General features: G+C 60.4%; 10 protein-coding genes. 5 read left to right on the top strand and 5 right to left on the bottom strand.

Going from position 1 to position 12,588, the window contains the following annotated elements; translation table 11 throughout:
• Positions 1-386: 386 nt before the first annotated feature.
• On the bottom strand, positions 387-2,075 hold the full coding sequence (fadD2, locus tag BMZ10_RS10420) for a long-chain-fatty-acid--CoA ligase FadD2 (RefSeq protein WP_093461050.1): 1,689 nt from the start codon (positions 2,073-2,075) through the stop codon (positions 387-389).
• A gap of 224 nt (positions 2,076-2,299) precedes the next feature.
• Here fadD2 and BMZ10_RS10425 point away from each other — a divergent pair, with 224 nt between their 5' ends.
• Both BMZ10_RS10425 and BMZ10_RS10430 read left to right on the top strand, forming a co-directional pair.
• Positions 2,300-3,244 carry an alpha/beta hydrolase gene (locus tag BMZ10_RS10425; protein WP_093461052.1) on the top strand — a complete coding sequence of 315 codons (945 nt, stop codon included), beginning with the start codon at positions 2,300-2,302 and terminating at the stop codon, positions 3,242-3,244.
• Between the two features lie 54 nt (positions 3,245-3,298).
• Entirely contained in the window at positions 3,299-3,769 is a 471-nt protein-coding gene (locus BMZ10_RS10430; protein WP_093461054.1) for a MaoC family dehydratase, read from the top strand.
• A 129-nt stretch (positions 3,770-3,898) separates the two neighbouring features.
• On the opposite strand, the gene ccoM is transcribed toward BMZ10_RS10430, so the two are convergent.
• The 3 genes from ccoM to BMZ10_RS10440 form a co-directional block, all read right to left on the bottom strand.
• Positions 3,899-4,015, bottom strand: coding sequence for a cytochrome c oxidase subunit CcoM (gene ccoM, locus BMZ10_RS28095; protein ID WP_305729101.1), 117 nt, complete (start codon positions 4,013-4,015; stop codon positions 3,899-3,901).
• 134 nt (positions 4,016-4,149) lie between these two features.
• Positions 4,150-4,311, bottom strand: coding sequence for a hypothetical protein (locus BMZ10_RS27715; protein ID WP_093461057.1), 162 nt, complete (start codon positions 4,309-4,311; stop codon positions 4,150-4,152).
• Between the two features lie 65 nt (positions 4,312-4,376).
• The gene (locus BMZ10_RS10440; protein WP_093461060.1) at positions 4,377-4,724 is read right to left on the bottom strand and encodes an aspartate-semialdehyde dehydrogenase; all 348 of its coding nucleotides are present in this window, start codon (positions 4,722-4,724) and stop codon (positions 4,377-4,379) included.
• Positions 4,725-4,930: 206 nt separating this feature from the next.
• On the opposite strand from BMZ10_RS10440, the gene rapA reads away from it, so the two are divergent.
• The gene (rapA, locus tag BMZ10_RS10445; protein WP_093461063.1) at positions 4,931-7,777 is read left to right on the top strand and encodes an RNA polymerase-associated protein RapA; all 2,847 of its coding nucleotides are present in this window, start codon (positions 4,931-4,933) and stop codon (positions 7,775-7,777) included.
• A gap of 192 nt (positions 7,778-7,969) precedes the next feature.
• Here rapA and BMZ10_RS10450 read toward each other — a convergent pair whose 3' ends face one another.
• On the bottom strand, positions 7,970-9,325 hold the full coding sequence (locus BMZ10_RS10450) for a spinster family MFS transporter (RefSeq protein WP_093461066.1): 1,356 nt from the start codon (positions 9,323-9,325) through the stop codon (positions 7,970-7,972).
• A gap of 337 nt (positions 9,326-9,662) precedes the next feature.
• Between BMZ10_RS10450 and BMZ10_RS10455 the strand changes: the two genes are divergently transcribed.
• Together BMZ10_RS10455 and BMZ10_RS10460 are read left to right on the top strand one after the other, a co-directional pair.
• Entirely contained in the window at positions 9,663-10,052 is a 390-nt protein-coding gene (locus tag BMZ10_RS10455) for a YkgJ family cysteine cluster protein (RefSeq protein WP_093461069.1), read from the top strand.
• A gap of 147 nt (positions 10,053-10,199) precedes the next feature.
• The gene (locus BMZ10_RS10460) at positions 10,200-12,479 is read left to right on the top strand and encodes a putative bifunctional diguanylate cyclase/phosphodiesterase (protein WP_093461072.1); all 2,280 of its coding nucleotides are present in this window, start codon (positions 10,200-10,202) and stop codon (positions 12,477-12,479) included.
• The last annotated feature ends 109 nt before the right edge of the window (positions 12,480-12,588 follow it).

The following is a 12,588-nucleotide window of genomic DNA, read 5'->3' on the forward strand; positions in this document are numbered from 1 at the left end:
GTGTTTGGAATGGTGTAGCCACTGCGTTTTGTCTATCGACTGGACAAAAAGCGGGCCGAGCGTAGCAGCTTTGCCAAAGGCCGACTAGGGCCAAAAGCGGCCCCTACAGTCACATAAATGACTCTTGAATATACCTTGGTCACATTTAGAGCAATGAACCTAAATGTCGAAAACGCCTGCTTTTAACGCCCCGGTCTGACTCGATCAAACACGGCGCACAGCAGATGCATTCGCGACGGTTCAGCTGGATCTGCACCTCTTTAGCTATAGCCCCCGCATCGACGTCTGGCGAATGAATTCAAGGGCCACAGGCTTGCAGCGACAACCGTTTATTGCACGCAAAAAAAAGCGTGCCTCGCGACACGCCTTTCTCTTGCCAGACCTTCTTATGCGGTTTCGCGAAGCTCTCGCCGCAGGATTTTCCCCACCGGCGTCATCGGCAACGACTCGCGCAGCACGATCTGTTTGGGGATTTTATAGCCGGTGAAGTTTTCCTTGCAGTACGCCTTGAGTTCGTCGCTCGTCAGGCTTGCGTCCCTGGGCACGACGAACAGCTTCACGGCCTCGCCCGAGCGCTCGTCCGGGACGCCGATCACCGCGCAGTTGGCGACTTTGGGATGGCGCGAGACAACGTCTTCAATTTCGTTGGGATAAACGTTGAAGCCGGAGACGATGATCATGTCCTTCTTGCGATCGACGATGCGGATAAAGCCATCGGGGTCGATCACGGCGATGTCGCCGGTCTTGAGCCAGCCTTCGCTGTCGAGCACCTCGGCTGTGGCGTCAGGCTTGTGCCAGTAACCCAGCATGATCTGCGGACCTTTGAGACACAGCTCGCCACGCTCGCCCACCGGCAGTTCCACGCCTTGGTCATCGATCACCTTCGCGGTGGTGCCCGGTACCGGCATTCCGACGGTGCCCAGCCTGGACTTGTCGCCGTAGGGGTTGGCGGTGGCCACGGGGGATGTTTCGGTCAGCCCGTAGCCTTCCACGATCGGGCAGCCTGTCAACTGCAGCCAGCGCTCGGCCGTGGCTTTCACCAGCGCCGTACCGCCTGAGTTGGTCAGGCGCAACGTGGAGAAATCCAGGGTCTTGAACTCAGGGTGATCCATCAGCGCGACGAACAACGTGTTGAGGCCGAGCATCGCCGAGAACCTCCACTTCTTCAGCTCTTTGATGAAGCCGCTGATGTCTCGGGGGTTGGTGATCAGCACGTTGTGATTGCCGCTGACCATCATGCACATGCAGTTACAGGTGAAGGCGTAGATGTGGTACATCGGCAGCGGCGCAATCATGATTTCGCTGCCCTGTTTGAAGATTGGCGAGCCATCGGCGCCGTGCTGCAGCATGCAGGCATAAACCTGCTGCATGTTCGCCACGAGATTGCCGTGGGTCAGCATCGCGCCCTTGGGCGACCCGGTGGTGCCGCCGGTGTATTGCAACACCGCAACATCATCCAGCCCCCGTGTCACTTGCTGCAGATGATCGCCGCGCCCCAGTTTGAGCACACGTTTGAACGAGACGGCCTGCGGCAGGTGGTACTCGGGCACCATCTTCTTGATCTTCTCGACCACGGTGTTGATCAACCAGCCCTTGGCTGGCGACTGCATGTCGCCCATTTTCACTTCGATCAGGTACTGGATGTCGGTATCGGGCAGCACTTCTTCGACGTGCTTGCCGAAGACGTTCAGGTAAACCAGCGCCCGCACCCCGGCGTCCTTGAACTGATGGCGCATTTCGCGGGCGGTGTACAGCGGGTTGGTATTGACGACAATCAAACCGGCGCGCATCGCACCGAACACCGCTATGGGGTACTGGATCAGGTTGGGCATCTGCACGGCAATGCGGTCGCCCGGTTTGAGTTCGGTCTGCTGTTGCAGGTAGCCGGCAAAGGCCGCGGACTGGCGCTCGAGTTCGGCGTACGTCAACGTCACGCCCATGTTGCTGTAGGCCGGGCGGTCGGCGTACTTCCGGCAACTGCGCTCGAACACCTCGACCACTGACTTGTACGCGTGAAGGTCCACCTCGGAGAGGACGCCAGCCGGGCGCTTGTCGTTCCAGAAGTCAGGTTGCATGTTGTTTTTATCCTCTTACCTGAGAGTGCTGGCCCAATGGTTTTTAAACGGGCGTTCGCCGGACGTTAGCAGCTAACGCGCAGAAGGCAAATACGCCGCGGGCCGTCATCAATGACGTGAATCTTGTGAGTGACAAGACCGCCATCTGGCAACGGCTATACACTGATGCGAGGCGCTCGCCGCGCAATTTTCATGACAAATTCTTACAAGGCCAGGGAAACGCCATGAACCATGAAGCCTATTGGCTGGACGCCAGCGACCACAGCCGTTTCTTTGTCAACGCCTGGGCACCTGACGGACCGGCCAGAGCGGTGGTGATGCTGTCCCATGGCATGGCCGAGCACAGCGGGCGATACGAACGTTTGGCCGAGGCGCTGACCCAGGCAAGCTTCGCACTGTATGCACACGATCAGCGCGGCCACGGCCGGACGGCATCGGAGGGACTGCCCGGCCACTACGCCGATCGGGACGGCTGGAGCAAAGTGGTCGGCGATCTGGCCACGCTGAACGCCTCGATTGCGCAGAAGCATCCCGACGTGCCGGTGTTTCTCCTGGGTCACAGCATGGGCAGCTACGTCGCTCAGGCTTACCTGATGCATCACAGCGCAAGCCTGCAAGGCGCGATCTTGAGCGGCTCGAATTTCCAGCCGGTCTCGCTTTACCGGAGCGCCAGACTGGTGGCACGCTTCGAACGCTGGCGTCAGGGCGCAACAGGCCGCAGTGCACTGATCGAATTCCTCTCGTTCGGCTCCTTCAACAAACGCTTCAAGCCGGTACGCACGCCATTCGACTGGCTGAGCCGCGACCCACAGGAAGTGGACCGCTACATCAGCGATCCGCTCTGCGGATTCCGATGCACCAATCAGTTCTGGCTGGACATGCTCGGTGGCCTCCAGCAGATCAGCAAGCGTTCCAACCTGGCGCAGATCGACAAAAGCCTGCCGATTCTGATCATGGGCGGCGAATGTGATCCGGTCAGCGATGGCAAGCGTCTCAAGGATCTGGCCGACGCCCTGACCGGTACCGATCATCATGCCGTGGCACTGAGGATCTACCCGCAGGCGCGTCATGAAATCCTCAACGAGACCAACCGCCAGGCCGTCACTCATGATTTACTCGCCTGGCTCGAACAAGCGCTGGAACAGCCGCGACCGCGCCGCAGCGAGTGACCGGTCAGGATTTTTCATCTTTTCTTTTTTCTATTCACGTTACAGGACCGCAACATGACACATGTCACCAACACGCCGTACGAGGCCCTTGAAGTCGGCCAGACCGCGAGCTACAGCAAGACCGTCGAAGAGCGCCACATTCAGCTGTTCGCCGAAATGTCCGGTGACCGCAACCCGGTGCATCTGGATGCCGAGTTCGCGGCCAAGACCATGTTCAAGGATCGTATCGCTCACGGGATGTTCAGCGGCGCGTTGATCAGCGCGGCAGTGGCCTGCGAGCTGCCTGGTCCGGGCACGATTTACCTGGGTCAGAAGATGAGTTTTCAGAAACCGGTGAAGATTGGCGATACGCTGACCGTGCGCCTGGAGATCCTCGAAAAGCTGCCGAAATTCCGCGTGCGCATCGCCACCAACGTGTTCAACCAGCACGATGAATTGGTGGTCGAGGGCGAAGCCGAGATCCTCGCCCCGCGCAAGGAACAGACCGTGAGTCTCGCCGAGTTGCCGCCGATCACCGTGGGTTGAATGACCGAAGCGGGCGCTGTCAGACGACGTCCTGAACGGCGCTCGCTTTGTTCAACTGAGGAATCAGCGCACAAAAAAATGGGCAACCGAGGCTGCCCGAAATGCCTTGCGTGCTCTTTGTATCGGCACTCACTCTTTGCCGCGCCTGGGTGAGTCTCTCCAGATGAACAGTCCATAGCCTGCAAATAACACCACCATCAGACCTACTGTCATGACGCCGGCGATCACTGCGTGGTCGAGAAACATGAGCGCGCCTCCTGCTTGACCCTGTTCGATGGGTGCAGACTAACCGGACGCATATCGAGGAGTGTTGACGCAGGTCAATGCCGCAGGACATCGCAAATGATGCCGGGCCGACCCGCTTTGCAGGCGGGAGGAATTCAGCGTTTCTTCGGTTTGTTCTTCGACTTTTTCTTGCCCTTGCCCAGCGGCATCGCCTGTTCGAAAGCCTGTCGCACTTCGTTCAGCCGCTTGTCATTAAGGTCATGAACGCGCTTGGCGCGCTCGACGCTCAGGTCTACCAGTTTTCCGTCATCGCTCATGGATGTACCGCTCTTTAATGCCTGTTGCTGTCAATAATGCGCAATCACGGCAGCGCTGACCAGCGTCAGACCTTCAGATCCACCCACAGCCCCTGACGCGGCTCGTTATCGATGATCGGCACCACCGGCACCGTGTTGTCAGCATTCAACGATTCGCCCGGAATGGCCGGCCCATCTTCGAGATCGGGATGACGATCAGCCACGCGACGATCCCGGCGGCGTCGTTGCTGACGGCGTTGCTCTTCGCGCAGCAGCAGCTCGGCCTGCTCGCGATCGCGTTCGCTCATGTCAATGTTGGTTTCGTTGGAACTGGGTTGCGTCGGCGCCACAGGCGGAATGTCCGGTGTGGGCTTGACCGGGTCCAGCTGCGACGTCACGGGGGCCGCGCTCAAAGGAATCAGCGGTGGCAGCATGGTAATGGTCTCCTGTTATCAAGCTGTCGGCTGCCGTTTCGTCGACTTGAGCCGTTGGAAGTGGAAGTTTCGACTATGTTTTTCGCAACAAGTGCCGGTATCAGGCCCAAAGCCCAACAAATCCGGGCGTATTTACAATGTATCTTTGGCCTGAGCGCCGTGTTCCGTTACCATAGTCGGCTTTTTCAAGGCGGGAGTCAGGCAGCATGGCGCAGCAGTATCAACCGGGGCAACGCTGGATTAGCGACAGCGAAGCCGAGCTGGGTTTGGGCACCGTTCTGGCACAGGACGGCCGCTTATTGACCGTGCTCTATCCGGCCACTGGCGACACCCGCCAGTATGCTTTGCGCAATGCCCCGCTGACGCGGGTGCGTTTCTCGCCGGGTGACACTATCACTCACTTCGAGAACTGGAAAATGACCGTTCGCGAAGTCGAAGACGTCGACGGCCTGCTGGTCTATCACGGCCTCAATGCCCAGAACCAGGCTGTGACGTTGCCCGAAACCCAACTTTCCAACTTCATCCAGTTCCGTCTGGCGAGCGACCGACTGTTCGCCGGCCAGATCGACCCACTGGCCTGGTTCTCTCTGCGCTATCACACGCTGGAACATACCAGCCGCCTGCTGCAGTCGTCGCTGTGGGGCCTGGGCGGCGTTCGTGCACAGCCGATCGCCCACCAGCTGCACATCGCCCGGGAAGTCGCCGACCGGATCGCACCGCGTGTACTTCTGGCTGACGAAGTGGGTCTGGGTAAGACCATCGAAGCCGGTCTGGTGATCCATCGCCAGTTGCTGTCAGGCCGCGCCAGCCGCGTGCTGATTCTGGTTCCGGAGAACCTGCAGCATCAGTGGCTGGTGGAGATGCGCCGCCGCTTCAACCTGCAAGTTGCGCTGTTCGACGCCGAGCGTTTCCTCGAAAGCGATGCCAGCAACCCGTTCGAAGACACGCAACTGGCGCTGGTGTCGCTGGAATGGCTGGTCGAAGACGAGAAGGCTCAGGATGCGCTGTTCGCGGCCGGCTGGGATCTGCTGGTGGTCGACGAGGCGCACCATCTGGTCTGGCACGAAGACAAGGCGAGCCGCGAATACTCGCTGGTCGAGCAACTGGCCGAGGTGATTCCGGGCGTTCTGCTGCTGACCGCGACCCCGGAGCAACTGGGGCAAGACAGCCATTTTGCGCGTCTGCGCCTGCTTGACCCCAACCGTTTCCACGACCTGCATGCCTTCCGCGCCGAGAGCGAAAATTACCGTCCGGTGGCCGAAGCCGTTCAGGAACTGCTCGATCAGGGCCGGCTGTCGCCCGAAGCGCACAAGACCATCCACGGCTTCCTTGGCGCCGAAGGTGAAGCACTGCTCGCTGCCGTGGCCGATGGCGACACAGAGGCGAGCGCCCGGCTGATCCGCGAGCTGCTGGACCGTCACGGCACCGGCCGCGTGCTGTTCCGTAACACCCGCGCCGCCGTGCAGGGTTTTCCGGAACGCAAGCTGCATCCGCATCCATTGCCCTGCCCTGCCGAATACCTGGAGCTGCCGATTGGCGAGCATGCCGACCTGTACCCGGAAGTCAGCTTCCAGGCACAAGGCGAGACCAGCGAAGAAGAGCGCTGGTGGCGCTTCGACCCGCGCGTCGACTGGCTGATCGATACGCTGAAGATGCTCAAGCGCGTCAAAGTGCTGGTGATCTGCGCCCACGCCGAGACCGCGATGGACCTGGAAGACGCCCTGCGCGTGCGCTCCGGCATCCCGGCCACAGTGTTCCACGAAGGCATGAACATTCTTGAACGTGACCGCGCGGCGGCCTATTTCGCCGATGAAGAATTCGGCGCGCAGGTGCTGATCTGTTCGGAAATCGGCAGCGAAGGCCGTAACTTCCAATTCTCCCACCACCTGGTGCTGTTCGACCTGCCTTCACACCCCGACCTGCTGGAGCAGCGCATCGGGCGTCTGGACCGGATCGGCCAGAAGCATGTCATCGAACTGCACGTGCCTTATCTGGAAACCAGCCCGCAAGAGCGGCTGTTCCAGTGGTACCACGAAGCGCTCAACGCTTTCCTCAACACCTGTCCGACCGGCAACGCCTTGCAGCACCAGTTCGGTCCGCGTCTGTTGCCGCAGCTCGAAGGCGGTGACGAAGACGACTGGCAGGCGCTGGTCAGCGAAGCGCGTGCCGAGCGTGAGCGCCTGGAAAGTGAGCTGCACACCGGTCGCGACCGCCTGCTGGAGCTCAACTCCGGCGGCGCGGGCGAAGGCGAGGCGCTGGTCGAGGCGATCCTGGAGCAGGACGACCAGTTCACCCTGCCGATCTACATGGAAACCCTGTTCGACGCATTCGGCATCGACAGCGAAGACCATTCGGAGAATGCGCTGATCCTCAAGCCGAGCGAGAAAATGCTCGATGCCAGCTTCCCGCTGGGCGACGACGAAGGCGTTACCATCACCTACGACCGCAATCAGGCGCTGTCGCGCGAGGACATGCAGTTCATCACCTGGGAGCACCCGATGGTGCAAGGCGGCATGGACCTGGTGCTGTCCGGATCGATGGGCAACACCGCCGTTGCGCTGATCAAAAACAAGGCATTGAAGCCTGGCACCGTCCTGCTTGAGCTGCTGTACGTCAGCGAAGTCGTCGCGCCGCGTTCGCTGCAGCTGGGTCGCTATTTGCCGCCCGCGGCACTGCGTTGCCTGCTGGACGCCAATGGCAACGATCTGTCGGGTCGTGTCTCTTTCACCACCTTGAACGATCAGCTCGAAAGCGTGCCACGGGCCAGCGCCAACAAGTTCATCCAGGCACAACGCGATGTGCTCAACCCGCAGATCAATGCGGCGGAAAGCAAGATCGCGCCCAGACACGCCGAGCGCGTGGCCGAGGCGCAGCGTCGTCTGGCTGCCGATACCGATGAAGAGCTGGCACGTCTGACCGCGCTGCAAGCCGTGAACCCGACGGTGCGCGACAGCGAACTGACGGCCCTGCGTGAACAGCGCGAACAGGGTCTGGCCATGCTCGACAAAGCCGCGCTGCGGCTGGAAGCGATTCGGGTGTTGGTCGCGGGTTAAACCACCTCGCCGCAAATGCGGCGAACACAAACCTTTGTAGGAGCGTGGCTTGTCCCGCGATCTTCCGCGAGGCGGAAGTAAAACCAGAGGGCACGGTGTATCAGATACAACTGTGCCGCTTGGTTCTGCGACCGGTTCCCGGTCGATCGCGGGACAAGCCGCGCTCCTACAGGTCCGTAGAACACCGGAAAATCACGCCACCGACGGCTTCACCCCCAGCCCCACCGGCTCATCCGCTACCATTCCTTCCCTCATGCTTTGTGCGTCGCGGCTGAAGCATTTCGACGCCCGCGCCAGAAACACCAGTGCGAAGGACAGCGCCACTGGAATCAGATACATCGCGTCATGCAGCCCGACAGCCTTGAACGGCTCGGTCATCTGCTCGGCCTGCGCGGCGTACATCGCCGAATGAGCGAAATGGTCTGACAACAGTCCGACAACCACCGGCCCCAGACCTCCGCCCAGCAAATACAGCCCGGCAAAGAACAGCGCCATCGCCGTCGCGCGTAATCGCGGCTGTACGACATCCTGGATTGCGGTGTAGACACAGGTGTAAAAGTTATAGGAAAACAGCCAGCCCAGGCTGAACACGCCGACAAAAACGCCGATCTCGATGCGCCCCGAATGCAAGGCGTATCCCGTGCACAGCGTCGCCACCGCCATGCTCACTGCAGCGAACATCAGGCGGCCGTTGGTCCAGCGCTGATGCAGTTTGTCCGCAACCCAGCCGCCTGCGGTCAGCCCGATCAGGCCCGTCACGCCGACGATCATGCCCGTGGCCATCGCCGCTTCCTGCAAGGGCAGCAGAAAGTAGCGCTGCAGCATGGGCACCATGAACGAGTTGCACGCATAGGTCGCGAAGTTGAAGGCCAGTCCGGCCAGCACCAGCCAGCGAAACGTCGGAATGGACAGCACCCGACGGATCGGCTTGTCGATTTTCTCCTGGGACATCGCCACGCTTTCCGCAGCGCCCCGGGCCGGCTCCCTGATGAAAAACATGAACACGGCCAGCACCAGCCCCGGCACAGCGGCAATGAAAAATGGCGCTCGCCAGCTGCCGAACGCCTGCACCATCGCGCCGATGGTGAAGAATGCCAATAACAGCCCAAGCGGCAAGCCCAACATGAAGATGCCCATCGCTCGAGCACGACGATGGGCCGGAAACAGATCGCCGATCAGTGAATTGGCGGCGGGGGCGTAACTGGCCTCGCCGATGCCGACGCCCATGCGCACCAGCAGGAATGCCCAGAAGTTGCCGACCAGCCCATTGACGGCCGTCAACCCGCTCCACACCGCGAGCCCCCAGCCCATCAGCTTGCGCCGCGATCCATTGTCAGCCATGCGCCCCAGTGGCAGACCGGCAATGGCGTAAACCAGCGTGAACGCGGTGCCGATGATGCCGAGTTGAAAATCGCTGAGCAGCCATTCCTTGCGGATGGGCTCGATGATGATTGCCGGGATGGTTCGGTCGAAGAAATTGAACAGATTGGCGAGAAACAGCAGAAACAGAACGCGCCACGCGTTCCTTGCCTGAGTCGAATGGTCCATGCGCCGAACTCTCTTATTGTTGTGGGGGCCAGACACTGCTCACACCTGGAGAGTGCAAATCTAGTCATGGAAAGACGCGCTGTCCCTGATCATTCGCAAGGCTGATACCCAGCCATTGCACGGCCCTTAAACTGCGGCTTCAAATGCTCGAGCCCAAACGCTACGGGGGCTACGCGCGAATTCAGCCGCGTGATCCCCATGTGTCACGGAGCAACGTCACATCCCCCGGAAACACGCCGAAATATATCTTTCGCCCCCACTTCCCACCGCCAACAGAAAGCCTAGAATAACCGGCCGTTGTGCCCCTATCCCCTACTCTTTCTTTTCGGTTACCGTCATGTCCGATGTCAGTCCGTGCCTGAATTGTGGTGCCTGCTGTTCGCATTTTCGCGTGTCTTTCTTCTGGGGCGAATGCACGTCGGCGGGCGGCACGGTGCCTGATGAATGGGTGAGCAGCATCAGCCCGAGCCGCGTGGCAATGCTCGGCACCGACTGCAAAAACGTTCGTTGCACCGCGCTGGAAGGCGAAGTGGGCAAGGGCGTGAGCTGTTCGATTTATGCTCAGCGCTCGAGCACCTGCCGCGAATTCGATGCGTCTTGGACGGATGGTCAGCACAACCCGGACTGCGACGCCGCGCGCGCCGCATTTGGCCTGGCACCCATCGCAGCCCCTTCGGTGATGCATGAGAGCGGCCCGTCTGTGTTTGAAGTGGTTGCCATCGCTTAGAACGTTTAGCGATTACTGTTATTCCAAAATAGTTGGCACGCCCGTCCCCGAACAGATGTTTATAACCGGCCGCTCTCTATAATCATTGCAAAGTGCCATCGGTCCCTGAGGCCGTGGTTACGTGGTAATGGACAGATAGGGCACGCTATGGATTGGCTGGGTTTGCATTTTCTTGCCGCGTTGCCGGCGGACAGCCGGTTGCTGTTGGACTGCAGTCACAACCCCTTACTGGTGGGTCTTGCTTATCTCGTGGCCTGCGCCGCCAGTTTCGCAACGCTGCACATTGCCGAGCGGATCGGGCATGTCGAGAACGTCCACGCCAGGATTCGCTGGCGCAGCCTCGGGGCCTTGTGCCTTGCAGTGGGCATCTGGGCCATGCATTTCATCAGCATGTTGTCCTTCCAGACCCCGTTAATGATGCATTACGATCTGTCCGTCACGGTGGTGTCGCTGATGCTTGCGCTGATCGCGGGCATGGTGGCGATGGAAGCGTTGAGCCACAACCAGCTCACCATGGTGCAGTATGTGATTGCCTCTGTGTTCATGGGTCTGGGCATTGCCAGCATGCATTACGTCGGCATGTCGGCGATGCGTTCCCACGCCACGCAGTATTACGAACCCGTGCGTTTTTTTGCCTCGATCCTGATCGCCATCGTCGCCAGCCTGACCGCGCTGGTGCTTGCAATCCGCCTGCGCCAGGGCAGCGGCGCGCGCCATCAAGTGCTTAAATACGGCGCCAGTCTGGCGCTGGGTGCCGGCATTGTCTTCACGCACTTCATGGGCATGTGGTCGCTGCGCCTGGCCATTCCGGGCGACGCACAGATGCAGACGCCCGGCCCTCAGAACACCCTGGAATTGAGCCTGACCATCGCCCTGATCGTGCTGCTGATCATCGCGGGAAGCGTCAGCTCGGCCCTCGCCGACAAAAAGCTGCAGAGCAAGGATCGCGACCTGCGCCGGGTCAATGCCTTGCTCAGCCAGCTTGATCAGGCCCGGGTTTCCCTGCAGCAGGTCGCGCATTACGACGCACTGACCAACCTGATCAACCGACGTGGCTTCAATCAGGTCTTTGCCGAGCGTCTGATCGAGCAGCAGCAAGCCCAAGGCAGACTGGCTGTGATGTTTCTGGACATCGACCACTTCAAGCGCATCAACGACAGCCTCGGCCATGACGCAGGCGACGATTTGCTCAAGGTCATTGCCGAACGCATTCGCGGTGCCACACGCACCGGCGATGTGGTCGCACGTTTCGGCGGCGACGAATTCTGCATCCTGATCGCGCTGCACGAGCCCGACGAAGCCCTGCACCTTGCCCAGCGAGTGATGCACAAGATGAAGGAGCCGATTGCGCTGTCGGGCAGGCGAATGGTCATGACCACCAGCATCGGCGTCAGCGTCTACCCCGAGGATGGCGAAACGACTGAAGAATTGCTCAAGCACGCCGATCTGGCGCTGTATCAATCCAAGGGGCATGGCCGCAACAGCGTTCATTTCTTCAGCCCCAACCTCAAGACCAAAGCCAGCCTTGAGCTGCTGCTGGAAGAGGAATTGCGCGCTGCATTACGTGAAGAACGGGGACTGCAGTTGTACTACCAGCCCATCGTCGACCTGCGCACCGGGCATGTCGCCAAACTGGAAGCGCTGGTACGCTGGGACCATCCTGGCCACGGCCTGCTGACGCCGGAGCGCTTCATCGGCATCGCGGAAAACAATGGCCTGATCGCCGAACTGGACAACTGGGTGCTGCGCCGCGCGTGTCGCGACCTCAGCCAGCTCACAGCGCCGGGCTTCGAAAAATTGATCATTGCCGTCAATTGTTCAGCGCTGAATCTGGCGCGAGATGAGCTGGTCGATGAGGTCGCCGCCGCACTGACGGACGCGGCAGTCGCTCCTCACCGGCTGGAACTGGAAGTCACTGAAAACGCGCTCATGGGCAACATCAGCAACACGATTCTTCTGCTCAAGGAAATCCGCAAGCTGGGCGTGTCGCTGTCGATCGATGACTTCGGAACGGGCTACTCGTCGCTGGCATATCTCAAACGTCTGCCGCTGGACACGGTGAAGATCGATCGCTCGTTCATCCTCGACATTCCCGCTTCACCTCAGGACATGGAGATCGTGCAGGCGATCATTCTGATGGCCCACACGTTGCACCTGAAGGTCGTCACCGAAGGCGTGGAAAACCCGGCACAACTAGCGTTCCTCAGTCAGTACGGCTGCGACTATGTGCAAGGCTACCTGTTCAGCAGACCTGCCCCGCTGAACGAATTGCGGCCTTTGGTGCAACAGCTCAACCTGCGTCGTCCGACGGACCTGTCGCCATCCACCCACATGCTCGATGCCCTAAAGCTGGCGGTCGAGAATCACGGCGCGCAGCTTGCTGTCAGCGACGTGAAAGCCGCCTCCACAGACCGCTCGGGCGCCTAGCCGATGCGCTGAATCGCCCGACGGGAATGTGAACGAGGGCTCAATCACGTGGCCTTGCGCCATTCCCGATTCAAGAACGACCGTTCGTCGCCGATGACCCGAGGGATTC

The organism is Pseudomonas sp. NFR16 (assembly GCF_900108875.1).
Taxonomy (GTDB): domain Bacteria; phylum Pseudomonadota; class Gammaproteobacteria; order Pseudomonadales; family Pseudomonadaceae; genus Aquipseudomonas.